23 protein-coding genes, 1 pseudogene and 1 riboswitch are annotated in these 26,404 nt (G+C 53.7%); of the genes and pseudogenes, 9 read left to right on the forward strand and 15 right to left on the reverse strand.

Annotated features, from left to right (window positions below; translation table 11 throughout):
* Window positions 1-117: 117 nt before the first annotated feature.
* From OGM59_02405 to OGM59_02415, 3 genes are all read right to left on the reverse strand, one after another.
* The gene (locus tag OGM59_02405) at window positions 118-1,560 is read right to left on the reverse strand and encodes a TrkH family potassium uptake protein (protein UYI91343.1); all 1,443 of its coding nucleotides are present in this window, start codon (window positions 1,558-1,560) and stop codon (window positions 118-120) included.
* A 20-nt stretch (window positions 1,561-1,580) separates the two neighbouring features.
* Window positions 1,581-2,939, reverse strand: a complete 1,359-nt coding sequence (gene trkA / locus OGM59_02410; protein UYI91344.1) for a Trk system potassium transporter TrkA — start codon at window positions 2,937-2,939, stop codon at window positions 1,581-1,583.
* 141 nt (window positions 2,940-3,080) lie between these two features.
* A complete protein-coding gene (locus OGM59_02415; GenBank protein ID UYI91345.1) occupies window positions 3,081-4,448 on the reverse strand; it encodes an O-antigen ligase family protein in 1,368 nt (455 codons plus the stop codon).
* Window positions 4,449-4,637: 189 nt separating this feature from the next.
* On the opposite strand from OGM59_02415, the gene OGM59_02420 reads away from it, so the two are divergent.
* The 4 genes from OGM59_02420 to OGM59_02435 all read left to right on the forward strand — a co-directional run bounded on the left by OGM59_02420 (window position 4,638) and on the right by OGM59_02435 (window position 9,316).
* Complete coding sequence (locus OGM59_02420) at window positions 4,638-6,494, forward strand: peptidylprolyl isomerase (protein ID UYI91346.1); 1,857 nt, start codon at window positions 4,638-4,640, stop codon at window positions 6,492-6,494.
* A gap of 162 nt (window positions 6,495-6,656) precedes the next feature.
* Window positions 6,657-8,507, forward strand: a complete 1,851-nt coding sequence (locus OGM59_02425) for a peptidylprolyl isomerase (GenBank protein ID UYI91347.1) — start codon at window positions 6,657-6,659, stop codon at window positions 8,505-8,507.
* A 63-nt stretch (window positions 8,508-8,570) separates the two neighbouring features.
* Complete coding sequence (locus OGM59_02430) at window positions 8,571-8,789, forward strand: hypothetical protein (protein UYI91348.1); 219 nt, start codon at window positions 8,571-8,573, stop codon at window positions 8,787-8,789.
* Complete coding sequence (locus OGM59_02435) at window positions 8,789-9,316, forward strand: FumA C-terminus/TtdB family hydratase beta subunit (protein UYI91349.1); 528 nt, start codon at window positions 8,789-8,791, stop codon at window positions 9,314-9,316. The genes OGM59_02430 and OGM59_02435 overlap by 1 nt, the downstream gene beginning before the upstream one ends.
* On the opposite strand, the gene sigK is transcribed toward OGM59_02435, so the two are convergent.
* The 6 genes from sigK to OGM59_02465 form a co-directional block, all read right to left on the reverse strand.
* On the reverse strand, window positions 9,302-10,030 hold the full coding sequence (sigK, locus tag OGM59_02440; protein UYI91350.1) for an RNA polymerase sporulation sigma factor SigK: 729 nt from the start codon (window positions 10,028-10,030) through the stop codon (window positions 9,302-9,304). The genes OGM59_02435 and sigK overlap by 15 nt on opposite strands.
* 102 nt (window positions 10,031-10,132) lie before the next feature.
* Window positions 10,133-10,885 (reverse strand): serine/threonine protein kinase, encoded by a 753-nt coding sequence (locus OGM59_02445; GenBank protein ID UYI91351.1) that lies wholly within the window; start codon window positions 10,883-10,885, stop codon window positions 10,133-10,135.
* On the reverse strand, window positions 10,882-11,307 hold the full coding sequence (locus OGM59_02450; GenBank protein UYI91352.1) for a hypothetical protein: 426 nt from the start codon (window positions 11,305-11,307) through the stop codon (window positions 10,882-10,884). Before OGM59_02450 ends, OGM59_02445 begins: the two co-directional genes overlap by 4 nt.
* Before the next feature lie 10 nt (window positions 11,308-11,317).
* Window positions 11,318-12,883, reverse strand: a complete 1,566-nt coding sequence (locus OGM59_02455) for a zinc ribbon domain-containing protein (GenBank protein UYI91353.1) — start codon at window positions 12,881-12,883, stop codon at window positions 11,318-11,320.
* A 201-nt stretch (window positions 12,884-13,084) separates the two neighbouring features.
* A complete protein-coding gene (locus OGM59_02460) occupies window positions 13,085-14,239 on the reverse strand; it encodes a hypothetical protein (protein UYI91354.1) in 1,155 nt (384 codons plus the stop codon).
* Window positions 14,240-14,295: 56 nt separating this feature from the next.
* Window positions 14,296-15,102: a DUF4430 domain-containing protein gene (locus OGM59_02465; protein UYI91355.1), complete on the reverse strand. Its 807-nt coding sequence runs from the start codon at window positions 15,100-15,102 to the stop codon at window positions 14,296-14,298.
* A 93-nt stretch (window positions 15,103-15,195) separates the two neighbouring features.
* Window positions 15,196-15,371, reverse strand: a riboswitch (cobalamin riboswitch).
* 110 nt (window positions 15,372-15,481) lie between these two features.
* Here OGM59_02465 and OGM59_02470 point away from each other — a divergent pair.
* The 5 genes and pseudogenes from OGM59_02470 to OGM59_02490 all read left to right on the forward strand — a co-directional run bounded on the left by OGM59_02470 (window position 15,482) and on the right by OGM59_02490 (window position 20,497).
* On the forward strand, window positions 15,482-15,937 hold the full coding sequence (locus tag OGM59_02470; protein ID UYI91356.1) for a S24/S26 family peptidase: 456 nt from the start codon (window positions 15,482-15,484) through the stop codon (window positions 15,935-15,937).
* A 50-nt stretch (window positions 15,938-15,987) separates the two neighbouring features.
* Window positions 15,988-17,646 carry an ABC transporter ATP-binding protein/permease gene (locus OGM59_02475; GenBank protein ID UYI91357.1) on the forward strand — a complete coding sequence of 553 codons (1,659 nt, stop codon included), beginning with the start codon at window positions 15,988-15,990 and terminating at the stop codon, window positions 17,644-17,646.
* Window positions 17,633-19,330, forward strand: a complete 1,698-nt coding sequence (locus OGM59_02480; GenBank protein UYI91358.1) for a glycoside hydrolase family 2 — start codon at window positions 17,633-17,635, stop codon at window positions 19,328-19,330. Before OGM59_02475 ends, OGM59_02480 begins: the two co-directional genes overlap by 14 nt.
* A gap of 34 nt (window positions 19,331-19,364) precedes the next feature.
* Window positions 19,365-19,850: pseudogene (locus OGM59_02485) on the forward strand (peptidylprolyl isomerase).
* A gap of 95 nt (window positions 19,851-19,945) precedes the next feature.
* Entirely contained in the window at window positions 19,946-20,497 is a 552-nt protein-coding gene (locus tag OGM59_02490; protein ID UYI91359.1) for a DUF2726 domain-containing protein, read from the forward strand.
* 75 nt (window positions 20,498-20,572) lie between these two features.
* Here OGM59_02490 and OGM59_02495 read toward each other — a convergent pair whose 3' ends face one another.
* The 6 genes from OGM59_02495 to mnmA all read right to left on the reverse strand — a co-directional run bounded on the left by OGM59_02495 (window position 20,573) and on the right by mnmA (window position 26,389).
* A complete protein-coding gene (locus OGM59_02495; GenBank protein ID UYI91360.1) occupies window positions 20,573-21,328 on the reverse strand; it encodes an exodeoxyribonuclease III in 756 nt (251 codons plus the stop codon).
* On the reverse strand, window positions 21,325-22,137 hold the full coding sequence (locus OGM59_02500; GenBank protein UYI91361.1) for an ATP-binding cassette domain-containing protein: 813 nt from the start codon (window positions 22,135-22,137) through the stop codon (window positions 21,325-21,327). The genes OGM59_02495 and OGM59_02500 overlap by 4 nt, the downstream gene beginning before the upstream one ends.
* Window positions 22,130-23,041: an ABC transporter permease gene (locus OGM59_02505; GenBank protein UYI91362.1), complete on the reverse strand. Its 912-nt coding sequence runs from the start codon at window positions 23,039-23,041 to the stop codon at window positions 22,130-22,132. Before OGM59_02505 ends, OGM59_02500 begins: the two co-directional genes overlap by 8 nt.
* Window positions 23,042-23,121: 80 nt before the next feature.
* The gene (locus OGM59_02510) at window positions 23,122-24,117 is read right to left on the reverse strand and encodes an ABC transporter substrate-binding protein (GenBank protein ID UYI91363.1); all 996 of its coding nucleotides are present in this window, start codon (window positions 24,115-24,117) and stop codon (window positions 23,122-23,124) included.
* Window positions 24,114-25,223 carry an iron-containing alcohol dehydrogenase family protein gene (locus OGM59_02515; GenBank protein UYI91364.1) on the reverse strand — a complete coding sequence of 370 codons (1,110 nt, stop codon included), beginning with the start codon at window positions 25,221-25,223 and terminating at the stop codon, window positions 24,114-24,116. Before OGM59_02515 ends, OGM59_02510 begins: the two co-directional genes overlap by 4 nt.
* Window positions 25,224-25,342: 119 nt before the next feature.
* A complete protein-coding gene (mnmA, locus tag OGM59_02520; protein UYI91746.1) occupies window positions 25,343-26,389 on the reverse strand; it encodes a tRNA 2-thiouridine(34) synthase MnmA in 1,047 nt (348 codons plus the stop codon).
* Between the last annotated feature and the right edge of the window lie 15 nt (window positions 26,390-26,404).

Below are 26,404 nucleotides of genomic sequence, written 5' to 3' on the forward strand. Positions count from 1 at the left end.
ATTCTTAGTGTGCGCAAAGCGGGAAAAAATATAAAAACCCTCTTGGTGCATATTTTACATCAAGAGGGTTTTTATATTGACTGTCTTTACGGACTTGTGCGTCTTTGCTTGCGCTTTTTATTTTTTGGACCAGGTGGAGGGGGAGAGTGCAAACCAAAGCGGGAAGATTTCCAACCGCCCCAGCAGCATTGCCATGGACAGGACAAATTTGGACAAGTTCGAGTATCCGGTATAGCTTTGCACCGGACCCACCAGCCCCAGGCCGGGACCGATGTTGTTAAAGCAGGACACCGTGGCGGACAGGTTGCTCTCTATATTAAAGTTCGGCTCCAACGAAAGGATTAGAAAGATCCCGGCGATGAAGGCAAAATAAATGGGAAAGTAGGCACTGACGCCGTTTAAGGTCGCGTTGTCTACCCGCTTGCCTTCTAATTTGACCACGCCTACGGAGCGGGGGTGCAGCATGTGACGTAGTTCCCGGCGTATGAGTTTAAACAGCAGCATGACGCGGGAGACCTTCAGTCCGCCGGCAGTAGAACCGGCACAGCCGCCCACAAACATCAGCAGGAATAAAATGGAACGGGACAGATCCGGCCACAGGTCAAAGTCTGCCGTAGAGAAGCCGGTGGTGGTCAGGATAGACGCCACTTGAAAGGTGGATAGCTGCAACGCCTTGCCCAGGCTGTGGTACAGATTGTAAATATTGGCGGTGATCAGCGCCGTTGCCACACCGAAGATGCCCAGGTAGCACCACAATTCCTGACTTTTGAATAGGGAGCGGAAGTTGCGCAACAGCGCCAGAAAATACAGGTTAAAGTTGACGCCGAACAGCAGCATAAATATGGTAATGACCACCTGACAATAGGTGGAGTAGCTGCCGATACTGTCTGCTTTAATGCCAAAGCCGCCGGTGCCTGCGGTGCCAAAGGAATGCACCAGTGCGTCAAACAGGGGCATTTTGCCGCATACCAGAAAGATGACTTCCACTGCGGTGAGAAAAACATAAATCAAATAGAGAATCCGCGCGGTCTGTTTGGCGCGGGGTACCAGCTTGCCCACAATGGGACCGGGCATTTCCGCTCGCAGAATGTGAATGGAGCGGTCCGTAACTGAGGGGATGATGGCCATAATAAAGACCAGCACACCCATACCACCTACCCAGTGGGTAAAGCTGCGCCACATCAGCACTCCGTGGGGCATGGATTCCACATCGGCCATTACCGAGGCGCCGGTGGTGGTGAAGCCGCTGACTGTCTCAAAAAAAGCGTCAAAGAAGTTGGGCAGCGCGCCGCTGAGCACAAAGGGAATACAACCGATCAGGGACAGGGCAATCCAGGCAAAGGCCACGATTACAAAGCCCTCTTTGGCGTAGATCACCCGGTCTTTCGGCTTAAAGATCAGCGACAGGGCGATACCCAGCACCAGGGCTATGCCGATGGTGATGAGAAAGGGCAGCGGCGTTTCTTTATAGAGGAGCGCCACCACCAGCGGCAACAGCAGCATGGCTGCCTCCGCCTGAACGATCTTACCGATCATGTAAAATACCATTTTACGGTTCATGGTTTCTGTTCCTCTAATCTTTATTTAATAATATCCGTCAGGTCGTGCAAGCGGCGATTGGCAGCCAGCACCACGACTTTGTCTCCGGGCATAATCTTGTCCTCGCCGGTGGGAATAATGGTTTTTCTGCCTCGAATGATCCCGGCGATCAGGGTGTTTGGCCTTAATGCCAGGTCTTTCAGCGCCGTTTGGGTTATGGCAGAGCTGCCGCAGACTTTGAACTCCAGCGCCTCCGCCTTGCCGTCCATAATTTTATACATCGTTTCCATATTACTGTCCTGGGAATTGCGCAGGGCACGGGCATAGCGAACCACCACATCGGAGGTGATGTCTTTCGGCGACACCAGGCAGTCCAGCCCCAGCTTTTCCGCCATATCGCCCAGTTCGTTGCGGTTGAACTTGGAGATCACCTTGGGTACATTCTGGGACGCAGCAAACAAAGACATTAAAATGTTTTCCTCATCAATGCCGGTGAGTGCTACAAAGGCGTCCATAGAACGCAGCCCCTCCTCCAACAGCAGCTCCTGCTGGGAGCCATCGCCGTTAATGATCACAGCGTTTGGCAGGGCCTCACACAGATTCCGGCAGCGTGCCCGATTTTGGTCGATGATCTTAACATTGTTGCCGGTGTTGGAAAGCATTTTGGCCAAGTAAAAGGCAGTGCGGCTGCCACCCAGGATCATTACATCTCTGGCCTGCTTGCGCAGCACGCCCAGGCGTTTGAGCAGCTTTTGAATTTCAGCCGGAGAGGCGGTCAAGCTGATTTTGTCGCCCCCATGGAGAATAAAGTTGCCGTCAGGGATAAACGCCTGTTCTCCCCGGCGCACGGCACAGATCAGCACCCGGGTATGGTACTTCTTTTGCAGGTCGATCAGGCGAATGCCGTCCAGTATAGAGTCCTCTCGCAGGCGCAACTCTGCCATTTCAAAATTTCGCCCGGAGAAGTATTCAATCTTCACCGCAGAGGGCACTTTGAGAATATTAAACAGCTCCTGTGCAGTAAGCAGCTCCGGGTTGATGGACATAGAAAGGTTCAGCTGCTGGCGCATAAAGCCAAGGGAACGGTCGTTGTACTCCGGGTTACGCACTCTGGCAATTGTGTGCTTGGCGCCCATTTTGCGGGCAAAAAAGCAGCACAGCATATTCATCTCGTCCGAGCCGGTGGCCGCCACCACCAGTTCCGCCTTGTCTACCGCTGCTTCCTCCAGGGTCTCACAGTCGGCGCCGTTGCCGCAGACGCCCATCACATCATACATATTGGTGATCTGTTCCAGAACGTGGGCGTCCTTTTCCAGCGCCACTACATCGTGCCCTTCGGCGGACAGGCTCTCCACCAGGGTGGAGCCGATCTTACCACAGCCAACAACAATAATATTCATTCTTTTTCCTCATTTAATTAGATTTAGTAGAATTACAAACCTATACTGCCCCAAATCATACCACTTTCATACGGGATTTGCAATATACCTGTGTTAAAAAATAAAATGAAAAACCGTCTGCCCCAGGCAGACGGCTCTTGCTTATTGGTTTAAGGTGTTGCGGATCTCTTTGCGGGCGGCCCGTTCCAGGGTGCGGGCGTCTGTAATGACGGTTTTGTCGTAGCAGTAGCTGATGGATTGGGTCAGCCCCAGCAACAGGAACAAAAAGATCATCTGCTTGGGGGAGTTGAAGATAAAGTCCGACAGCCCAAAACCCAGGTACAGCACCAGGGAGGTGAACACGCAAAACACAAGGGTCAGCTTTCTGGAATTGTTGGTGTTGATTTCCAGCAGTTTGCCGGCGCTCCAGATCAGGAGAATGCCCAGCAGAATAATACCGACCACCCCAAGCTCTACCCAAAATTCAATAACAAAATTGTGGGCGTGGGGTTTGTCCAGATTATACATATACTTGAGAATGTTGCCGGTTTCCTCACATCCGAAGCCGGTGCCGATGAAAAATGCCCGGGTGTGGGAGAGCACATAATCAATCAGGCTTTCCCAAATATTAAAGTGCGCCACAGAGGACTTTTTTGCCTCGCCGTTGCCCCCGGAGGAGAAGATAATGCCGTACCGGGTGAGAATGGAGGGCACGATCACTGCAATGGTGGGCAGGAAGATGGTGAGCATCTGCTTCCAGTACCGGCGGCACAGTACAATGAACATAAAGACCCAGCCGGCCAAAGCAATCACGCAGCCGGCGCGGGTTAGGGTGGAACTGAGCCCGGCACTGATGAGCACATTGGCAAGAAAGCACAGCACTTTCTGCTTTTTTGTCTTGGCGTTTAAGAACAGGTAAATGGAAATGGGATAGGCGATCACCATATGGGTGGCCAGCAGATTGGGATTGGAAAAAGTGCCGCTGGCTCGGGAGTCAAAGGTTTTGGTGCTGATGGCAAAGGGCAGGTGGGTGTAAACGAATTTGTCCAGTCCCTTGTACAGCGGGGTTACCAGCACGGCGCCGTCCGGAATACAGTCGTAGCGGTTCAGGGTGTAGCCGCAGATCTGCAAGGTGCCGATCACGCCGTTGACGCAGGCGCTGGCGGTGCAGGTTTGCAGCAGCGCATCAATCTTGTCCCGGCTGCGGGCCAAGTTGTAGATCATCACCTGGAGCAGAAACATACCCCACCACAGCGCAGCGGTGGAAAAAGTGGAAAATGGCGTGGGGGACCACAGGGTGCTGAGAAGGGCATAGCCCATAAACAGCATCATCATTTTGCCGATGGTGCCCACCTTGGCCTTTCGCCTCTCCCGGCTCCATTGCACCTTAAAGACGATAAAGCCCGCAAACAGAATAAAGGGACTTACATACTCCGGCAGCAGGGGAAAGAGAAACAGGATGGCAAGGAGCCAACACCAGCCCGGGTTGGTGCGATATTCGATTTTTAGCGCGGCAAGTTTTTCTTTCATATACACTCTCCGTGCAGGGGGGCTGCACTTTTCTTGGCGTTTTCTGCCCCTATATTACTACAAGACAGCGAATTTTGCAAGGGCGGGGGATTTACAGATTGTTTACACCTTCATCGGCAAAGAAAGGTTGCAACCGCAGTCTAAGTATAGTATAATTGATAAGACATTGAAACAAAGGAGCATTGTTCTATGGACGACGAGAAAAAATGGTCCGGTGATGAGCCGCAGAAGGATACGGCACCGCCGGAAGCAACCAAGCCCTCTGTGCGTTATGAGGAAAACGATAATTGGGAATTTGAGGCTCAGGCGCCTACTTTGGATGACAATTTCCTGGCCGATGATCAGTATGAGATTCAGATGCCGGCGGAGAAACCTCGTCCGGCAGAGTCTGTACCTGCTGCGCCTGCGGCAAACAGCGGCGAAAAGCAGGTTACTGTGCGTACGGCACCTTTGAAGATCGCTCTGTTTTGTCTGCTGTTTGCAGCCGTGGTGGCTGTATTGGCAGTGTTAGGTGTACGTTACTACACCGTGCCTAACGGCAAAGAGGGCGAAATGCTCAATCCCGGCGGCACGGCCCTGACGGTGGGTGAGACAAAAGTGTCCCTGGGCGCATACAACTACTATTATTCCCGTATCGTTCAGAACTACCTGAACTACGCCAATTACGGCTACTATGACTTGGACTCAACCAAGGATTACAGCAAGCAGTATGTGACTAATTCTGATGGGGAGAAGATTACATGGCTGCAAATGTTCAAGGACAAGACCGTGGATCAGATTCAGTATGTGACCTCGTATTATGAGGCTGGGCAGGCAGCGGGTATTACCCTGACGGCGGATCAGAAGAAGAGCATCAAGGAGCAGATGGACAGCTTAAAGTCCAGCGCCTCCGAGGCGAATCAGTCCCTGGACGATTATATTGAGAAAGAATTCGGCGATTACTGCACCGCTGCCACGCTGGAGACCGTGCAGGAGCAGGCATATATTGCTGAGAACTATTATCGCCACACGCTGACCCGTTCCAACATCAGCGATGCGGAATACAATGCGTTCTATAAGGCGCACAGTAAGGATTATTACAACTGCGCCTTTGCCTTTATTGAGATGACCTATGACACCACCAGCGCAGAGACCAAGGCAGCGTCGGTGAAAAAGGCAAAGGAGTACTTGACCAAGATCCATTCTGTAAAGGATATGAAAAAGATGATTCCCACTGTGTGCGCGGATTTGATCAAGCGGTATGTAGCCGGCGGCTACTTTGAGAATGAGGCCAAGGCTGTGGATGGGCTCAGCGAGTATGTGGAGAACACCATGACCGCCAAGGACACCTCCTATGGCAAGGAGACCACGCAGTGGCTGTTTAACGACAGCACCAAGGTGGGCGACACCACTTATTACTGCGACGAGGAAAACGGATTTATCTATCTGTTTATCAAGACCGGCACACCTAAGTTGGACGAGACCACCGTGTACTCCGTGCGGCACCTGCTGGTGACACCCGGGGAAGACAGCAAGAACAGCAGCACCTCCTCCACCGAGAAGAAGTACACCAAAAAAGAGTGGGCAGCTGCCAAGGAAAAGGCTGAAAAGCTGCTGGCACAGTACAACAAGACGGACAAGACCGAGTATGATTTTGCCATGCTGGCGGAGGAAAACAGCGCCGATACCAATTCTACCTCCGCAGGCGGTCAGGGCGTTTTCGGTGGTATGATTGAGGGCACCAAAAAGGGTGCCATGGTGCCCGAATTTGAAAAATGGGCTATGGACGACAGCCGCAAGTACGGCGATGTGGCCATTGTAAAGTCCAAGTACGGCTACCACATTATGTATTTCATTGACAAATGCCCTCAGTACCAGTACAACTGTAAAAAGGACATTCTCTCCAACCGGGAGACCCAGATGGTCGACGGCTGTGCCGTAAAGGAGCACAAGACGGCGATGAAGAAGGCCACCCAGGCTAAGCCGGAGGAGAGCACCACCGCCGGCAACTCTGCTACCTCCGGCAACACCGGCAGCTCTGCTGCCTCCGGCACCACCGGCGAATAATTCCAAAACCCAAAGGGAACAGGCGCTCTCTCCGGAGAACGCCTGCTTTTTTGTATATTTTATTGAAAAAAAACAAAAAACCCTTGTAATATTTTAGCAAGTAGTGTAAAATATCTTTGCATTGTTTTTAGTAAATTCTAACGAATTAAGGATGATTGACAAATGGCAAAAGACAAAAAAGAACTGGACGACGATCTTTTGACCGGCGGCAAGACCCTTTCTTCCGACGCCGACAACAAAAAGGCTGAGAAGAAAAAGCAGGCCGCTGCGAAAAAGGCAGAAAAGAACGCAGCTAAGTTGGCTGCCAAGAAGGAAAAGCTCTTAAAGGAAATCGAGGCTACCAAGGCCGCCGTTGCCGCAGAGAGCGATACCGAGAAGAAAGAAAAAGAGCAGCAAAAGCTCAAGGCACTGCAAAGCCAGCTGGCTGCACTGGGCAGCAAAAAGGCCGCCTTGCAGATGGCTAAGCGCACCAAGAAGATCGCGACCTCTGTGATTGCGGTGGTGGTTGTGGTGGCGCTGCTGGTGACCTATGTGGCCACCGGTGCCGTGCGAAAGGGCTTTATCAGCTACCTGGGCTGGCCGGCCCAGACGGTGACGGCGCTGACCGTTACCGACGGCAAGGACCAAAAGGCCAATATTAAAGTAAGTACATACAACTACTACTTTGCTACGACTTACAACAATATGCAGAGCCAGCAGAGCCAGTACCAGAAGTACGGCCTGGATTTGAGCAAGTACCACCTGGATGTGGACTTTGACAAGCCCCTATCTAAGCAAACCACCAAGAATGACGACAATAAGGAAGTCACTTGGCTGGAGTACCTGCACGACGAAGTGCTGGAGACCATCAAGTCCAATTATATGTACTACCTGGAGGCTGTAAAGGCCAACGACGGCAAAGAACCGAAGATCACCGATGAGCAGCAGAGCGACATTGATGATACCATGAAGCAGTACAAGGAGCAGGCGCATAAGTACGGTTATACCTTAAGCGCATATCTTGTAAAGGCCATGGGCCGCGGCGTAACGGAAAAGACGTTCCGCCAGGAGGCCAAGATCGCCTACATTGCCCAGAATTATAAAAATGACCTGTCTGAGAAAAAGGCCAGCAAGACCTACTCCGAGGACGATTATAACAAGTATCTCAAAGAAAATCGGGACGACTTGGTGAGCGTAAGCATTCGTGCTTTTGAGTGCGACACCGAGGATGATGCCAAGGCCTTTGCCAAGGCGTTGAAGAGCGACGGTTCCAACTTCACTGCTTTGTGCAGCGCGTATGCCTCCTCCGATTTCTACAAGAAAGCCTATAAGGCTGCCGGTTACTCCACCCAGCTGGATGTGACCAAGACCACCTTGAAGAACCAGCAGATGGCCATTGCCACTGCGGACAGCAAGGACAGCACCAAGTATCCCGGCCTGGACTGGCTGTACAGCAAGGACCGCAAGGCCGGTGACGTAAAGCAGTACAGCACCTCTGTGGTGTATGTTCTGCGCCCGGTGGCTCTGTCTGAGACCAAGACCGTTAATGTACGCCATATTCTCATTAAGCCGGAGACGAATAGCAAAAACACTTCCGCCGCTCAGGCGACCACCAAGCAGTGGAATGACGCCAAAAAGAAGGCTGAGAAGATTTTGGCCCAGTATAACAGCGGCAAGAAGACCGAGGACGCCTTTGCCCAGCTGGCGAAGGACAATTCTGCGGACAACAACGCCAAAGACGGCGGCCTGTACGAGAATGTATATCCCGGTCAGATGGTGAACTCCTTTGGCAACTGGTGCTTTGACAGCAGCCGTAAGAGCGGCGATGTGGCCATGGTACAGACGGACTACGGCTATCATATTATGTACTTCGTGAAGCAGACAAATATGCCCGCATGGAAGTACACCGCCCAGCAGGCCATGGCTTCTTCTGACGGTGACGCAGATACCAAGGCGCTGGAGAAATCCTACTCCATTAAGGAGCATTGGTTCGGTTCTCGCTACTTTGAGATCGACACCGATATTGATATGTAACAGATCATTGCAGGAGGCGGTTTTTCGCCTCCTGTTTGTCCCTAAAGAGAGGGGGAGTGTCCGGTGCAAACGGATTTAGAGCGCCTGCAAGCGGAGATCTCTCGCTTGATGGCTGCGCTGGAAGATGTGAATTTTGAATGCCAGCGACTGGAGATCGTCAATAAAAATCTGGACTTTCAACTAAAAGAAGCCAATCGGGAGCTGCGGCAGAATATAGCCGTGCTGGAAGCACTGGAAAGCGAAAATCGCGCACTGCGCGCCCGGTTGCAGGAGCAAGAGTAATGGAATATAAATTGAATTGCGCCCAGCTGCGCCAAATGGCCCCGCGGCTCCACGCCGGGGATCGGGTGCTGCTGTCCGGGCGTGTTTATACCTCCCGAGATGCGGCGCACAAGCGCATTGTGGCTGCCATGGACGCCGCGGAGCCGCTGCCCTATGATCTGCAAGACGCAGTGATCTACTACGCCGGGCCTACGCCTGCGCCGGAGGGCTTGGCCGTGGGTGCCTGCGGCCCCACCACCAGCAGCCGTATGGACCCGTATGCCCCCCGCCTGTTGGACGCCGGCGTGGTGGCTATGGTAGGCAAGGGCGAGCGCAACGCCGCCGTGTGTGATGCGATCGTACGCAACAAGGCTGTGTATCTGTGTGCCATTGGCGGCGCCGGTGCGCTGGCTTCCAAGTGCATTACGACCTGCAAAGTGATCGCCTATGAAGATCTGGGTTGCGAGTCGGTAAAGGAACTGGAATTTGCCGATTTCCCCTTAACGGTGGCTATTGCCTGTGACGGTAGCAATTTATTTGATCGTTGATCGGCTGCGTTGCTTTTTGCCGTTTTTTTCCGGCTGGACCGCCCGTCGAATGGCGGTGAGTACGCTCTTTTCAATGCGGCTTACATAAGAACGACTGATATTTAACCGCTGCGCAACTTCTCGTTGGGTCAGCGGTTTTTGATTGTCCAGACCGTAGCGCAGCACCAAAATTTCCCGCTCCCGCCCCTCCGGCATGGCTTCAATGTAGCGGCGCACCTTTTCCCATCGGATTTTTTGTTCCAGCTCCTGCTCCATATCCCGTTCATCGCGGATCACATCTTGCAGGGTCAGGGGATTGCCGTCTTTATCTATCTCAATGGCATCGCCCAGGTGCACCTCGCCGCTGGTCTTGCGCTGGGCGCGGAAGTACATCAGGATCTCGTTCTCTATACACCGGCTGGCGTAAGTGGCCAAGCGGGTGCCCTTGGATGGGTCAAAACTGTCTATGGCCTTGATGAGCCCAATGGTGCCGATGCTTACCAAATCCTCCGTATCGTTGGTGCGGGAGTAGTATTTTTTTACAATATGGCTTACCAGCCGCAGATTGCGCTCAATGAGCGTGGCTCGCGCCGCCGGGTCACCGTCTTGCAGTCGCTCCAGTACCGCCCGCTCCTCTTTGGCGGATAAAGGCTTTGGAAAACTGCTGCTGCCGTCAATATGTAGAATAAACAGCAGCACATTGGCGCTTAAAAAAGAGAGTAGCGCAGAGAACATAAGTATCACCCCTTCCAGTCTATGCGCTTATTGTGCCAGGGGTGACAATTTTTAGACAAAAGTAAAGAAGTGCCCGACGCTTAATCGGGCACTTCTTGATTTTTATAACCGTACATAAGGACGCAGGGCGCGAGCCATAGCAGCGGCAGATTTGTACCGTTTGGATATTTGCGTATCCGTGGCCTTTTGCACAATGTGGCGAATGGGCCCGCGGGGAATATCCACTGCCGGGTGCACGCCGGTGATCATGGTATTCAGCAGTACCCCTAAGGCGTACAGGTCAGTGGCGCGGTTGCTTTGTGCCACGCCGTACTGCTCTGGTGCCGCATAGCCTACGGTGCCAAGACTGCGGGTGTCCTGCTGGTCGCTGCTGATTTCCCGGGCAATGCTCAGATCCAGCAAAATCGCTCGGTTCTCCGGAGTGATCATCACATTGGCGGGCTTAATATCCCGATGGACAATACCCAGGTTGTGCAGTTCATCCAGCGCATGACACAGGTCAATGGTATAGGCTGCTGCCTGCGCCGAAGTCAGTTGACCGCTGTCCAGAATTTTGTCCAGGGTGCGCCCTTCTATATATTCTTCCAACACCAGCAGGTGTGCCTCTTCAGAGCACACTTCCAGAACCATAGGCAAATTACACAGCCGCTTGCCTCGCAGAGCGCGGTACACACCGTCGTTGCGGTTGCCGGAGCGGCGCAGCAGCACTTTTTGGCCGCTGTCTTTGTGGGCGTACAAAGACACAAAGCTGTCTCCCCGATCCTTAAATGTAATAACCTGCGTGTAGTGCTCTGCCAGGGACTGTTCCATATAGCGGCGCAGGTCGCTGATCTCCGTTTTCTCTGTTTTGCTCATCGGAGCGTATCCTCCCCATGGGCGGAAAGCAGCTGGTTGGTTTCATCCACGGTGTAGCGGTTCTCAATCCCGTAGATCAGCAGTGCATCCCGCTGTACCTTGGGATACAGGGCGGAGCGGCCGCTGATACGCAGTGCCTCCTGGCAGTCGTCGGTGGTCAGGTGCATACTGAGAATCAGGCGGATCACCTTGTCTCGGGACGCGATCTTGCGCCCATTGACAATATCGTAAAAATAGCAGTAGTTAAAGTCTGCCTTGTTGATAATATTGCACTTGGACATTCCGCTGCGTTCAATGGCTGCCTCCCAAAAATCCTTGGCTGCCAAAACGATCATATCCTCCCGGTTCTCTTCCAGGTAGTCGTCAATGGAGCAGTTGTTGTCTGCCAGCTGATCCAGCAGATCGTTGGTGTTTTTTGCCATACGGTTCTCCTTAATATACGATCACCTTGCCGGTGAATGTGGTGCGGATATAATCCACGTGGGGGCTGCCTTTTTGTACTTTAATGGTCTCCAAATTTGGGAACACCGTGCCGCGGCAAATGTATTTCAGCGTGCTGTCATATACCGTTGCACTCTTGGGAATCACCAAGGTCTTTAAGTGTTTGTTCTTGACGAACCCCATATCGAAGACTGTATTTTCCGGTATGGTATAGGTGACGGCTGGTTTGTCGGCCGGATAACAAAACAGGCGGTTGGGGTTGTTGGTGTTCGGCCCATAGTAGAGCACACCGTCTTTGCTAAAATACTGCTTATTATCCTCTGCCACATAGATGGCCTGCAGGCTCTCCGGCAGTTTGTAACCGGGGGGACAGCTCACATAGGAATTCAGCCGCAGCTGGTGAATATGGGCATTGTTTTTTAAGGATTCTTCACAGTTGATGCCCGTACAGTATTCCGCCACATTCCAGCGGGTGGCTGTGTAGCCCTCGCAGTAGTATTGAGCAGCCCAGCTATTTGTGTTGTAGTAGTACAGCACGCCGTCCTGCATTTTATATTGCCAGTTGTCGATTTCAATTTTGCTCAAAGCGGTACAGCCCAAGGCAAAGTTGGGAAGAATGCCCAGGTCAGCGTGATTGGGAAATACCACCTTTTTCAGCTTTTTGCAGTCTTTGAAAACTGCGTTTTGTACCCACAAGGTGTGGTAGACCTCAAAATCCTCAAAAACGGCCAGTTCTATATCCTTATTTGTAAAGGTGCCGGTACAGTAGTATTTCACCTGATGTCCGTCAATGGCGGCAGGGAGTACCACAACTTTGGCGTTGCCGGTGTATTTGGTCACCTTGGCATAGTCGCCGTCCAAGGTGTACTCGTATTTGTTATATTCCGGCTTGGGCAGGGCTGTGTTTTCCGGCTGGGTGGTCGGTTTCGTGGTGGTCGTTGTGGTGGTGCTGCCGGGCTTGGTGGTGCCGTTTGTGGACGGGGCCGTGGTGCCGGTGGTGCTGTGCCCGTTGCCGTTGCTTGCACCGCCGTTCCCCAGATAGTTTGTGTTGCCGGTATTACCCCGGTTGCCGGTGGAGCGGTTGTCTCTTTCCGCCTGTTGGGCGGCCTGCTTCGCGGCCTCGTTGGCCATGGCCTGCTTTTCTTCCGCTGTGGGGGCAATGCCCACCGCCTCTTTCATCTTGCCGGTGGCGCTCTGTATCTTTTGCTCCGCTTTTTTCGCGGCTTTTTTCACTTTGCCCAGCAGTGTCTTTGGCTGCGCTTCCGCCTCCGTTTCCGCCGCCTGTACGGTGCCGGTGAGGGCACCCTGTGCGGTGACGGTATTTTGCTGCAGGAGCGGTGCCGCCATCACGCTGGGAATCAGTACCACCAGCAGAATCATTGCTGCCAGCACAGCGGATATCTGCTTGCGGTTGATACGCTTTTGGCTATGTTCTGCGCAGGATTTCAAATAGGCGGTACTGGGCTGTGCCGGGGTACAGGGGGTCATGCACTGCAAACAGTAGTGCGCCTCCTCCGGCATGGCCGCCCCGCAATGAGGACAGTTCTTCTCAATCATTATATCTATTATTCTTTCCCTTTCCGTACGGTTCGCCACCGTTCGCATATACTTTATATTGTAGTGTGGATTGGTGCTTTTGTCAATCCGATACAACAAAAAGATTTGAGTTAGGATATACGCAAATTGCGTACACTTGCGGTAAAAAAAGCAACGAAAAAACCGCACCCCTTGTGAGGTGCGGTCTGTGTTTAGAACGGTTTATTTGCGCTTTTTGGCCAGCAGCAGGCAAACGCCGGCAGCGGTAATGGCCATCACGCCGGCGGCAGCGGCATTGTTGCCGGTGGCCGGGGATTTTTTGGAAGTGCTCTTCTTGGTGGTTTCCTTGGTGCTCTTGTTTGCAGTGGTCTTCTCGGCGTTTTTCTTGGTGGTCGGCTCTGTCGGATCATCAGGATCGATCACAATGCGGCCGATCAGGTGGTCGGTGTAGTAGCCCAGTGCAGTCAGAGCGTCCTTGGTGGCCAGCGAATTCTCCTCGCCGTCGTAAGTGAACACACCGGTCGTCTTGGACTCGAATTTGCAAAGCAGGTCGTAGGCCTTGTCCGCCTTTTCCTGATCGTCCAAGGCGCTGTAAGCCATCAGTGCCATAGCGGTGGAGTCTGCATTGGCAGAACCCCAGCTGGTGTAACCTGCGTCGGACACATTTTTCTCCAGCAGCTCCACAGCGTCGTCAATGTAGGTTTTGTAATCGTCAGCATAGGGGGCCAAAGCGGTAAGGAACGCGCCCAGGTCGTCGGCAGATGCGCCGTAACCGCCCCAAAAATCCGGACCCTCGCCCATCTTGTACAGATCGGTCAGGTTCTTGATCACAGACTGCACAAAGCTCTGGGGCGCGTCCACAATGGCGCAGGCCTCTGTCACCAGGCGGTACAGGTAGTAGTTGGTGCCGTAAACAGCGGTGCCGCAGTTTTGCATCAGCTTGCTCAAGTCATAGCCGGCCACATCGGTGTAGTCCTTGCCCAGGGCGTCATACACACAGATGACGGCAGCATACAGCTCCAGCTCCTCTGTGTTGTTGGTGCCGATCTGTGCATAGTTGTCATCATATACCGGCACCGGGTAATACAGCTTGCCGCCGTTCGCCTTCAGCTCTTTCTCCACAGCAGCCATAAAGCCCTCCACCTGTGCATCGCTGGCATCGAAGTTGCGCACAGCAGCCAGCATGTCTACTGCGTCGGCCACGCCGAAGTCCTTATCCTTGTACAGGTAGTTGGTAGCGCCCTCGGTCTGGCTCGCCACCTTTTCCAGGCGTTGGCCAATCTTGTCGTTGTCGGTTGCAGCAAAAGCGCTGTAAGCCGGCAGCAGCATACACACAGCCAGCAAAAGCGCAGTGCAGGTGCTCATCAGTTTTTTCATTGTTTTGTCCTCCGTTTTATTTTTTATTTGAACAGGTGAAACCTGCAAATATCGCTTTAGCGATCGGCTCCGGTGCATACATAATAGAATACCAGATTGTCGCCGTTGTCCATTTTATATTTGCCGCAGGAGGTCATAGGTACGGTGCCGTTGACCTTGTACATCCAGCCGCTGGCGCTGCCGCAGTCCTTTTCATCCAGGTTGTTGATCCCCACCACATAGACACCGTAGGAAGTGCTCTTGGCAGTCAGGCGTATGCCGTGGGCGTTGCAAGCCAGCTTCAGCACATCGTAGGCAGTGCTGCCCCGATTCACCGTGTGGCTCTCTGCGTGGATAATGTAGCCGTCGTTCGGTACAAAGCGCTCGTGGCCGCTTTTCAGCTGGCTCATGTGCTTGTGAATATTCTTGCATTCCACCGTAATGGTACAGGTCACGGTTTTGGACTGGGGAGTCGTGTGCCGCTTGGTGGTGTGCTTCTGCGTAGTTTGTTTGCGGGTGGTACCGCCGGTGGGGATCAGGCCGGCGGAGCCGCCCTGCCACTTGGCGCTGTTTGCGGCGCGGGTGGTGGTTGTGCTTTTGCCGCTGCTGCCCTTTGCTTTGGCAGCTGTGCTGCCGGTGGGGGTGCTGCTTTTTGCACCATCGGTTTTGGCGGTGGTTCCGGCTGCCGCTGCGCCTTTGGCTGTGGTGCCGGTGACCGTATTGGAACCGGCCTTGGCGGCGGTTGTATCCGCTTTTCCGGCTGCCGTAACGGTTTGACTCTGCGGAGAGGGACCGGTCTGTTCGTTGGCTCCGGCCGTGCAGCCGGTAAAGAACAGCGCCAGTGCCAACATCAGCAGTGCAATGCTTTTTCGTGTTCTTTGCAAAATAAAAAGTCCCTTGCCATGGGCAGGGGACAGAAAAGGGCGCAGTTATACCAGCGCTGCCTCCACATCTTTCCCTTAAGCCCAAAAGTGTGTTTGCGATCCAAAGCCTGCGGCGGGTGTCCCGACTTACGATATACTCGCTCTGCGCCTTCTCGCTTGCGCAATGGCCTGTGCAGAGCAAAACTCGATCACGGTAATGGCGGTTGTGACGGCGTTGCACCGTGCTTCCGATTTGATCCCTTCCGGGAACCGCGGCTCTTTTGTTTTTTTACAGTATAACACCTTTTTTTCTTTGGGTCAACACAGTTGCATAAAATCCAGCTATCTGTTATACTGAAATAGATATATTTTGTTTTAAGATAATGGAGCTTTCGCAAGTATGTACGACAGCATTGAACAGATCATTGCCGAAAAGGGCATTTATACCGGGCTGACCCGTGGAACCTCTATGTGGCCGCTGATTCATCAAGGGCGGGACAATATTATTATCGTGCGTCCCCGGGGGCGGCTAAAGAAGTACGATGTGCCGGTGTATCGCACCCCCGGCGGCAAGTACATTATGCATCGTATTGTGCGGGTGCGCCCAGAGGATTATGTAATTATCGGCGACAATCGGCTTCAAAAGGAATATGTTACGGACGACAGCATTTGCGGCGTGCTGGCCGGGTTCTATAAGGACGGAAAGCGATATGTGGACTGCCAAAACAGTCGCCGCTACCGGCTGTACAGCCGGGTGTGGGTGGCACTGTACCCGGTGCGCCCGCTGATCATGTTTGTCCATAAAGGCTGCGGCTGGATCCGTCGCCATATTTTTAAAAGAGGTGAACGATCCTGAACCGGACCAAACGAAAGCCCTCTCGCTCCGATTGGGCTGCCATTCGCTGGATGACTGCCATCGGCAAGAGCCAGCTGCCTAAAGCGGCGGTACTGTTGTTTACCAACGCGCTGGGCGCGGCGCTGTCTGTGTGCTTTGCCAATTTTTCCAAGCATATCATTAACGGCGCTACCGAATACAAGGACTGGGGTTATGTGGTGCGCTATGCCATTTATCTGCTGATCCTGATCATGGTGCAGATGGCACTGAATCTAATCGGCAGCAGCTTTTCCGAGCGATGCAAGGCGCGCCTGGATATGATCTTCAAAAAGCATATGCTCCAGGTGCTCATTAAAAAGGACTACGCCAGTGTGTCCAAGTATCATACCGGCGAGCTGAATAATCTGCTGTTTAACGATGTGCAGGTGATTACAGACGGCTATACCACCTTGTTGCCCAATGTGGTGTTTTTTATCGTCAAGCTGCTTAGTGCCTTTATTTACTTAGTGATTATTGACAAGGTGTTTGCCCTTGCTTTTTTGGTGGGCGGGGTGTTTGTGTTCCTGTCTACCCGTATGTTTCGCAAGACCTTAAAGCGTTTGCACAAGCAGGTCCAGCAAACGGAGGGCAAGACCCGCTCCTTTATGCAAGAGACCATCAGCAATCTGCTGGTGATCAAGACTTTTGTGGCGGAGGACAAGATCAACCAGCAGACGGATGTGCTGCAACAGGAGAATTATGTGGCGCGTATGAAGCGGCGCTTCTTTGGCATTGCCGCCAACGCCGGGCTGTCTACCACCTTTAATATCGGCTATGTGTTTGCCCTGGCCTTTGGCGCCTATCGACTGCTAAACGGGCTGGACTACGGTACAGTTACCGCCATGCTCCAGCTGGTGAACCAAATTCAGGGGCCGTTTGCTTCTTTGTCCGGTATTATGCCCAAGTATTTTGCCATCATTGCTTCTGCGGAGCGACTGATGGAGATCGAGAATCTGCCGGAGGAGGAGAGCAGCAACGCAGACGATGTGGATGTACCGTCCGCTTACCGGGATCTGCGGGCGTTGCAGTTCGATCATATCGACTTCCGCTATGACCGGGATGTGATCCTGGATCATACCTCACTGACCATTAACAAAGGGGACTTTGTGGCCATCACCGGCATCTCCGGTATCGGCAAGAGCACGCTGCTGAAGTTGCTGCTGGGCGTGTTTCCTACCCAGGACGGCTCTATTTACTTGGAGATGGCGGACGGCAGCCATATCCCGGCAGACAAGCACACCCGCCGACTGTTTGCCTATGTGCCCCAAGGGAATATGCTTCTGTCCGGCACGATACTGGATAATTTGAAGTTTATTAACAGTAACGCTACGGACGAGGAGGTGCAGCGGGCCGTTGAGATCGCCTGTGCAGACACCTTTATCAACGAATTGCCCCAGGGTTTGATGACTGTGATCGGCGAGCGGGGTATGGGCCTGTCCGAGGGGCAGGTGCAGCGGCTGGCCATTGCCCGCAGTTTGCTGTCCAAATCCCCGGTGCTGCTGCTGGACGAGGCCACCTCCGCGCTGGACGAGGAAACGGAACATCGCTTTTTGAAAAATCTGAAAGCGCTGCAAAATGTGACTTGCATTATTGTGTCTCATAAAAAGGCAGCGCTGCGGATCTGTAATAAACATGTACGCATTGAGGACTGCAAAATTGTAAGTGAGGAGAGAACTTATGATGCTGACTGAATGGGGGAAGCAGTTGGACAAAAGTTGTCCGCTGTCTGAGTATCCGCGCCCGCAATTTGTGCGGGATTCGTACCTGAGCTTAAACGGTATGTGGCAGTGTGCCTTTACCAGGGACAGCACCGTGCCGGTACAGATGGACACGGCCATTTGCGTGCCCTTCTCGCCGGAGACGCCGCTTTCCGGGGTGGAGCGCACCTTAAAGCCCGGTGAGTACCTGCACTATCGGCGCACCTTTGCTTTGCCGGAGAACTTTAACCGGGGGCGGGTGTTCCTGCACTTTGGCGCGGTGGACCAAATGTGCACCGTGTACTTAAACGGTGTGCAGGTGGGCGGCCATCAGGGGGGCTACACACCCTTTACTTTGGAGCTGACAGAGGCCCTGCAACCGGGGGAGAACAAGCTGGAAGTATCTGTGCAGGACTTTACGGACGAAAATCAGTATTCCCGGGGAAAACAAAAGACCAAGCGTGGCGGTATTTGGTATTCGCCCCAAAGCGGCATTTGGCAGAGCGTTTGGCTGGAGTCCACGCCGGTGGAATTCCTGGAGAAGGTGCGGATCACGCCGAATTATGACGGCGCCGCCGTGCATTTTGAATTCTTTGGCACCGACCATGTACGCACCCGCATTTATGACGGCGAGACTTTGGTCGCCGACACGACGGACACAGATGTGCCGTTGCCGGACTTTAAGTCCTGGAGCCCGGAGTCGCCGTTTCTCTATCAGGTGGAATTTGAGGCCTGCGGCGAGGTGATCCGTTCCTATTTCGGTATGCGCAAGTTCTCTGTCGGTCGGGACTTGGACGGTCTGCCCCGTCTGTTTTTGAACAATAAGCCTTATTTCCATAACGGTTTGCTGGACCAGGGGTATTACCCGGACGGCTTTTTGACCCCACCGGCCAATGCAGCTATGGCGTACGATGTGACCCATGTAAAGCGCTGTGGTTTTAATATGCTGCGCAAGCACATTAAAATGGAGCCGCTTCTTTGGTATCATTACTGCGATGTGCAGGGCATTTTGGTGTGGCAGGATATGATCAACGGCGGCGGGCACTACGGGCTGGAGATCTCCGCGATTCCCTTTGTGGGTATTACCCTGGATGACCGGAAGTATAAGACCTTTAAGCGCACGGACGCGGCCGCTCGTGAGCTGTACTATCAGGAACTGTGGGAGATGGTGGACGCCCTGTATAACTGCCCCTGTATTGCCATGTGGGTGCCCTTTAATGAGGGCTGGGGTCAGTTTGATTCTACGGTGGCCTACAATCTGCTGAAAGAATGGGATCCCACCCGCACGGTGGACGCCGCCAGCGGCTGGCACCCCTGCGGCGACAGTGATGTGATCAGCAAGCACATTTATTTTACCCCCATTCGGGTGCACGCCGGCGACAAGCCCTGGCTGCTGACAGAGTTTGGCGGTTATGCGCTGAAAACGCCCGGTCACACCTGGAACGAACGCACTTTTGGCTACCGAGTTTATCCCAGCAAGGAAAAGCTGACGGCGGCGTACCAAAAACTGTTTAACAAGGTGATCATTCCCCAGATCAAAACCGGCCTGGCTGCCACCGTTTATACACAGGTGACGGATGTGGAGGACGAGATCAACGGTCTGATGACCTATGACCGCCAGGTGGCGAAGATCGACCCGGCGGTGCTGCAAAAAATCAATGAGAAAGTGAAGTATTAAGATGAATCAGTTAGAAAAGAAAGACGGCAAAAAAGCTGTGATCAAAACCAACCGCGGCGATATGACCTTTGTGCTGCTGGACGAAGCGGCGCCCAAGGCGGTGGAGAATTTTATCACCCACGCCAAGAACGGCTATTATGACGGCCTGATCTTCCACCGGGTGATTCAGGATTTTATGATCCAGGGCGGCGATCCTACCGGTACCGGCTGCGGCGGCGCGTCCATTTGGGGCAAACCTTTTGAGGATGAGTTCGCGCTGGACGCCCGCAATTACTATGGCGCTCTGTCTATGGCAAACAGCGGCCCCGGCACCAACGGCAGCCAGTTCTTTGTGGTCCAGGCGAAGTCTGTACCCGCCAATTTGATTGACCAAATGGAGGCGCTGTCTGACCAGGGCTATCCTACGGAAGTGGTAGAGCAGTACAAGCAGGTGGGTGGCACCCCCTGGCTGGACTTCCACCACACGGTGTTCGGCCAGCTGATCGACGGTGCCGATGTGCTGGACGCCATCGCTGCCGTACCCTGCGGCCCCGGGGATAAACCGGTCAATGATGTGGTGATCGATACCATCGAAGTGCAGGAATAAAACGGAAAAAAAGAAAAGAGGATCGAAAAGTGATATATGTTGTGATTGGCATACTGGCGTTGGTCGCGCTTGTGTCTGTGGTGCTGAATGTATTGCTGGGAACACGCAAGCAAAATGCACAGCCCGTGGAGCAGGTAACGCCCGAGCCGGGTGCGGCGGAAGCAGATTTGCCGTACACCAAAAAATTGCTGCTGACAAAGAATGAATGGGCGTTTTATAAAAAATTAAAGCCCATTTGTGATCGGCACAATCTGCACATTTTGGCTAAGGTTCGATTGGCTGATCTGGTAGATGTAAGCAGTCAAAAGCAAGGCAAAGACCGCATAAAGTATTTCAATATGGTCAGTAAAAAGCATGTTGATTTTGTGCTGTGCAAGCCGGATAATTTGCAGGTACTTGCGCTTTTAGAGTTGGATGATAAAAGCCACCAAGCGCAAAGCAGACAGCAAAGAGATTCTTTTGTGGACGCAGTGTGTCAAAAAGCCGGTTATCCCGTTGCGCATATTTATAATTTTGAAGATATTACAGCAAAATTAGCAGAGCTGGGCTTGATCCCCGCTCCGACTGCACCGACAGAATAGCAGCATATTGTTAGGTATAAATAAAGAGACCACCTACGCAGGTTTTGCTTGCGCAGGTGGTCTTTTTGTTGTGGATTACAGGTCGATGTCCAGCTCAATGGGACAGTGGTCGCTGCCAAAAATATCTGTGTGGATCTTGGCGTCCCGTAATTTAGGTTGCAGCCGGTCAGAGGTGATAAAGTAGTCAATACGCCAACCGGCGTTTTTCTCTCTGGCGTGGAACATATAGCTCCACCAGCTGTATACGCCGGTGGCATCCGGGTAAAAGTAGCGGAAAGTATCGGTAAATCCGCTACCCAGCAGGGCGGTCATTTTGCCTCGCTCTTCATCGGTAAAACCGGCGTTTTTGTGGTTGGTCTTTGGATTTTTCAGGTCGATCTCCCGGTGGGCCACATTCAAGTCGCCACAGAAGATCACTGGTTTATTTTGATCCAGGGTTTGCAGATAAGCAAGAAAGTCGTCCTCCCACTGCATACGGTAGTCCAGCCGGGTTAACTCTCGCTGAGAATTGGGCACATATACGGTGGCAAAGTAGAATTCAGGAAATTCCAGGGTGATCAGTCGCCCCTCCCGGTCATGCTCCTCCTTGCCCATGCCGTACTGCACCCGCAGCGGCTCCTGCTTGGAGAAGATGGCGGTGCCGGAGTAGCCCTTTTTCTCCGCATAGTTCCAGTAGGCGTGGTAGCCCGGAGGCGCAAAGTCAATCTGTCCCGCTTGCAGCTTGGTCTCTTGCAGGCAAAACAGGTCCGCGTTTGCCGCAGCAAAAAAGTCGGCAAAGCCCTTGCCCATACAGGCCCGCAGGCCGTTTACATTCCAGCTGATACATTTCATTGGGTCGGCTCCTCTTTTTGCAGCAAAATGCGGTCGGTGTCAAACTCTTTGGTCTCTTTTTCCCGATATAGTGCCAGCAGGTCCGACACGGTCATATGGGCCTTTTGCTCCTTGTCCAGGTCAATGATGATTCGGCCGCTGTCCATCATAATGGTGCGGTCGCCGGTGGCCAGCGCAGAGGACATATTGTGGGTGATCATCATGGTGGTGATGTTGTTTTCTGCCACGATCTCGTTGGTAATGTCCATCACCTTTTTGGCGGTGACCGGATCCAGTGCGGCGGTGTGTTCGTCTAAGAGCAGCAGCTTGGGGGTGCAGATGGTGCACATCAGCAAGGTGACCACTTGCCGCTGCCCACCGGACAGCAGACCGATCTTGGTTTTCATTCGGTCCTCCAGCCCCATATTAAAGCGAGACACCTGCTCCCGGAAAAAGTTGCTCTTTTTCTTAGACAGAGCCAGCGCCAGCCCGCTGGAGTGGGCGCGGGTGTAGGCCAGCGCCAGGTTTTCCTCAATGGTCATATTCGGTGCGGTGCCCTTCATCGGGTCCTGGAACACCCGGCCGATCAACTTGGCACGCCTGTGTTCCGGCAGAAAGGAAATATCCTGCCCGTCCAGTGTAACGGTGCCGCTGTCCTGCATAAAGGTGCCGCAGATCAGGTTAAACAGGGTGGATTTGCCGGCGCCGTTGGAGCCAACAATGGTGAGAAATTCGCCCCGATCCAGGTGCAAATTGATCTTCTCCAGGGCAATGTGTTCATTGACGGTGCCCTTGGCAAAGGTCTTGGAAACATTCTTTACATCAAGCATTGCGGCGGGCCTCCTTCTTTACTTTGCGGTTCCGGGCGGTGCGCTTGGCAGCCGGGATAATAAAGGTGGCAGCCACGATCACGGCGCACATCAGCTTCATCAAATTGGCGCTGTTGGTGCCAAACAGCTCAATATCCACCACAAAGGTGACGATCAGTTTGTAGATCACGGAGCCGCACACGGCGGAGATCAGCCCCACGGTGACGCCCCGCTTGCCAAACAGCGCCTCGCCGATAATGACAGCGGCCAGGCCGTAGATCAGCGTGCCGTTGCTGGTGGAGGTGTCGCTGTAACCTACATAATGGGTCACCAGTGCGCCTGCCAGACCGATCAGTCCGTTGCTGATGCACAGCCCCAGGATCAGAGTGGCGTCCACATTGATGGAGGAGGCGCGCACCATATCCTGATTGTCGCCGGTAGCGCGGATACACAGGCCCACATGGGTCTTAAAGAATACAATCAGCAGCAGGGTCACTACCAGGCAGATCGCCAGCGCCAGCAGCGCACCGGCCACCTTGCGCTGATCGCCGGTCAGGTGCAGCGCCTTATAGAACTGCTTAAACAGATTGGCGGCGCCGATGGACAGGTTGGGGCCGCCCCGAACAATCAAGTTAACGGAGTACAGTCCGCTCATCGTGATGATACCGGCCAGTACCGGGTGTACTTGCAGCTTGGTTTGCAGCAGCCCGGTGATTAGTCCGGCGGCCATGCCGCCTAAAAAGGCAATGGGCAGGGACAGATAGGTGTGGCCCCCGGCAGCCAAAACGGCGGCCAGTGCAGAGCCAAAACCGAAGCTGCCCTCGGTGGTCAGGTCAGGAATGTCCAGCACCCGCAGGCTGATGTAAACGCCCAGCGCCAACAATCCGTACAGTAAGCCCTCTTGCAGGGCAGTGAGATAAAGCATAAGTTCTTGTTCCTTTGGGTATGAAAAAATTGCAGCAGGCGCACCTTGCAGCGCGCCCGCCGGTTTGTGATTTATGTTGCTTATTTTGCTGCTTCCAGCACCTTGACCTCATAGCCAACGGTATCCTTGGTGGGAGTAGCCAAACCGCCGGCAGCCAGCGCTGTCTTGTTTACGGAGCAGTAGTCGATGCCGCACACCTGGGCGGGGATCTCCGCTACCTTTTTGCCGTCAAAATACTGAATAGCCATTTCTGCGGTCTTTTCGCCGATGCCCTTGTCGTCAATGGCCAGGGTGGCGGTGCAGCCGGAGGCAACCGTGGTGGCAGAGGAGCAGTAGGTGGGAATCTTCTTCTCCTGGCACAGCTCTGTCAGGGCAGACACACCGTCCTGTACCACAGAGTCGTTGGGTACGAAGATGACATCACAGCCGCCGTCAATCAGGGACTGGGTGACGGACTTCACATCGGCGGAGTTTTCCACGGTCTTTTCCGCATAAGCGATTTTCTTGCTGTCCAGGTACTTCTCGGCCGCCTTAACGGTGGAGGTGGCGTTCACCTGGCTGGTGGAGTAAATAAAGCCCCATTTTTTTACATCCGGGGTCAGCTTGTAGCCCATGTCAATGATCTCAGATACCGGAATGGCGTTGGAAGTACCGGTAGCGTTTTTGTCCGGGGTGTCCAGCGCGGACATTACTTTGGCAGCTACCGGGTCGGATACGGCGCAGAAGAAGCAAGGGGTTTCAGACTCCTGGTTCACAAACGCCTGCGTGGCCGGGGTGGCGATGGTGAATACTGCGTCATAATCGCCGTTGTCAAAGTCAGACACAATGGTGCTCAGACTGGCGGCGTCACCGGCAGCGTTCTTGTACACGCAGGTCACATTGTCGCCGTACTTCTCTTTCAGCTTAGACTCGATCCCGGTACGCATATCGGTAAAGGCACCGTTCTCAGACAGCACGGCAATGCCTACTTTCTTGCTGTCTGCTTTGGCATTGTTATCTTTGCTGCCGGAGCAGGCGGCGAACAGGCCGGCAACCAGTGCCAGGCACAGCAGGGTGGCAAAAAACTTTTTCATCATTCATTCTCCTTAAACGCTTGGTGTTGATTATAATAATCGAGGTCTGCAAAGGCTTTGTGCAGCATTTCCTCGGTTATGGTGTAGGGGTTGTGGGCAATGTCCGGCATTTTGGCTACCAGGGGCACCAGCTTTTCCACATCGGCACCGGTCATCTCCACTTGGGAGAGGGCGGTGGGGAGTCCCACGCTTCTGTTGAAAGCGTACATCTGGCGGAAGCCGTCCAAATTGCCGTCGGTCAGCAGCAGAATGAGCACGCCAAAGCCCACCACTTCACCGTGCAGGTGGCGCGCCTCAATATGGGGCCAGGCGGTGAGTGCGTAAAACACGGCGTGCGCCAGGCCGGAATTGTAATCCACAATATGCTCTGCCGTCAACAAAATAGAGGCAATGCCGGTGGTGACGATGATAGCCAGAATCACTTGCTCCACTGCATAGGTGCAGCGCGCGGCATCTATATCTGCCATGGCCTGTGCACCGTAGGTAAGCAGCGGGTCCAAGCACATTCGGCTCACATTTACACCCAGGGCATGGTAGTGCACCAGCGCTTCACCTCGGGAGCTCATCTCCGCTTCAAAATACTTGGCGTAAGTGTCGCCCATACCGGCCCAAATATAGCGCCGTGGGGCGGCTGCAATCACCGAGGGCAGAATAAAGGCGTGCACCGGCGGCGCTTTGTGAAAATCCGGCGCCAAAAAGGTGCCGTCTGCGTGGTACAGAATCGATACTGCCGTGGTGGCCGCGCAGGTGGAGGCAATGGTGGGAAAGGTGAATACCGGCTTGCCGCTTTCTTCCCCATAGGCTTTGCCGGTGTCCAGTGCCTTGCCGCCGCCAACAGCAAAGATCATATCTGCTGCTGCCACTGCCGGGTTCTCTGCCAAGGCAGCAATGTTCTCCCGACTGGCCTCGCCGCCGTACCACACAAAATCCGTAATGGTCACGGCGCTGCCTTGGATCGCGGCCAGCAGACGCTCCCGCACCGCTGCCATGGCTTTGTGTCCGCCGATCACCACCGCTGTGGCGCCAAAGGGCGCGCACACCGTTGGAATTTGCTTGTAAACCTGCTCGCCGATGGAATAGGACGGCAGGGTAATGGAATAATCCGTCATAGGATTTAGGTCCTTCCTGGCTAACTTATAATCCTCTTATAGGACTGTGTGAAAATTATAGCACCGCAGGCGGGCTTTGTCAACGAAATTCTTTAGCAAGTTAAAGTGATAAATTGCAACTACACAATGCGTCCGCCGCCCAGTACCGTGTCGCCGTCATAAATAACGGCAGCCTGACCGGGGGTCACCGCTCGTTGCGGCGCGTCAAAGGTTAGCTGTACATCGCCGCCGGGCAGCACCTCTACGGTGCAGGGCGCCTGGTGCATATTGTAGCGGATCTTGGCAGCAGCATGCAGCGGTTCGGCAGGCGCTGCAATGCTCAGCCAGTTGAACTCGGTCACCCGTACCACCGTACTGTTCAGTTGGTCGTTGGGGCACAGGGTCACCGTGTTGCTTTCCGGATCCTTCTTGCACACATACAGCGGCGCCGGCAGCGCAAGACCCAGCCCACGGCGCTGGCCGATGGTGTAGCGAATAATGCCCTTGTGGCGGCCCAGTACATTCCCCTGTGTGTCTACAAAATCCCCGGGGGGATAGTGGCGGCCGGTATAGCTTTCAATAAAGGCGGCGTAGTCCCCGTCCGGCACAAAGCAAATGTCCTGGCTTTCTCTTTTGTGGGCGTTGATAAAGCCGTTTTCCTCTGCAATGGCGCGCACCTGGTCCTTATGCAGCTCACCTAAGGGAAACAGGGTGTGGGCCAGCTGCTCCTGGGATAGATTATAGAGCACATAGCTTTGATCCTTTTTGTCGTCCAGCGCCTTGCGCAGCCGATAGCGGCCGTCCACGCAGTCAATGCGGGCGTAGTGGCCGGTGACCACATAGTCGTAGCCCAGGGTGATGGCGCGGCGACACAGGGTGTCAAATTTTAAGCACTTGTTGCAGTCAATGCAGGGGTTGGGGGTGCCGCCTGCCTCATAGGTGGCAATAAATTTATCAATGACCTTTTCCTTAAAGTCGCCTTTAAAATTGAACACTTGATAGGGCATACCCAGTCGGCGGGCCACGCTGCGGGCGTCCTCCACATCGGACAGGGAACAGCAGGTCTTTTCCCGCTGGGCCATCAAAATATCGTCGCTATCAAATAGCTTCATGGTGGCACCCATACAGTCGTACCCGGCGTCCAACATCAGCTTGGCGGCCACGGAACTGTCCACGCCGCCGCTCATGGCGATCAATGCTTT

The sequence above is a fragment of the Oscillospiraceae bacterium genome, from assembly GCA_025757685.1.
Taxonomy (GTDB): Bacteria; Bacillota; Clostridia; order Oscillospirales; family Acutalibacteraceae; genus CAG-217.

Bases quoted from the DNA above. Each gene is read 5' to 3' on its own strand.
- OGM59_02405 (UYI91343.1), bottom strand. From the start codon at position 1,560: ATGAACCGTAAAATGGTATTTTACATGATCGGTAAGATCGTTCAGGCG.
- trkA (UYI91344.1), bottom strand. From the start codon at position 2,939: ATGAATATTATTGTTGTTGGCTGTGGTAAGATCGGCTCCACCCTGGTG.
- OGM59_02415 (UYI91345.1), bottom strand. From the start codon at position 4,448: ATGAAAGAAAAACTTGCCGCGCTAAAAATCGAATATCGCACCAACCCG.
- OGM59_02420 (UYI91346.1), top strand. From the start codon at position 4,638: ATGGACGACGAGAAAAAATGGTCCGGTGATGAGCCGCAGAAGGATACG.
- OGM59_02425 (UYI91347.1), top strand. From the start codon at position 6,657: ATGGCAAAAGACAAAAAAGAACTGGACGACGATCTTTTGACCGGCGGC.
- OGM59_02435 (UYI91349.1), top strand. From the start codon at position 8,789: ATGGAATATAAATTGAATTGCGCCCAGCTGCGCCAAATGGCCCCGCGG.
- sigK (UYI91350.1), bottom strand. From the start codon at position 10,030: ATGTTCTCTGCGCTACTCTCTTTTTTAAGCGCCAATGTGCTGCTGTTT.
- OGM59_02445 (UYI91351.1), bottom strand. From the start codon at position 10,885: ATGAGCAAAACAGAGAAAACGGAGATCAGCGACCTGCGCCGCTATATG.
- OGM59_02450 (UYI91352.1), bottom strand. From the start codon at position 11,307: ATGGCAAAAAACACCAACGATCTGCTGGATCAGCTGGCAGACAACAAC.
- OGM59_02455 (UYI91353.1), bottom strand. From the start codon at position 12,883: ATGATTGAGAAGAACTGTCCTCATTGCGGGGCGGCCATGCCGGAGGAG.
- OGM59_02460 (UYI91354.1), bottom strand. From the start codon at position 14,239: ATGAAAAAACTGATGAGCACCTGCACTGCGCTTTTGCTGGCTGTGTGT.
- OGM59_02470 (UYI91356.1), top strand. From the start codon at position 15,482: ATGTACGACAGCATTGAACAGATCATTGCCGAAAAGGGCATTTATACC.
- OGM59_02475 (UYI91357.1), top strand. From the start codon at position 15,988: ATGACTGCCATCGGCAAGAGCCAGCTGCCTAAAGCGGCGGTACTGTTG.
- OGM59_02480 (UYI91358.1), top strand. From the start codon at position 17,633: ATGATGCTGACTGAATGGGGGAAGCAGTTGGACAAAAGTTGTCCGCTG.
- OGM59_02495 (UYI91360.1), bottom strand. From the start codon at position 21,328: ATGAAATGTATCAGCTGGAATGTAAACGGCCTGCGGGCCTGTATGGGC.
- OGM59_02500 (UYI91361.1), bottom strand. From the start codon at position 22,137: ATGCTTGATGTAAAGAATGTTTCCAAGACCTTTGCCAAGGGCACCGTC.
- OGM59_02505 (UYI91362.1), bottom strand. From the start codon at position 23,041: ATGCTTTATCTCACTGCCCTGCAAGAGGGCTTACTGTACGGATTGTTG.
- OGM59_02510 (UYI91363.1), bottom strand. From the start codon at position 24,117: ATGATGAAAAAGTTTTTTGCCACCCTGCTGTGCCTGGCACTGGTTGCC.
- OGM59_02515 (UYI91364.1), bottom strand. From the start codon at position 25,223: ATGACGGATTATTCCATTACCCTGCCGTCCTATTCCATCGGCGAGCAG.
- mnmA (UYI91746.1), bottom strand. From the start codon at position 26,389: ATGAGCGGCGGCGTGGACAGTTCCGTGGCCGCCAAGCTGATGTTGGAC.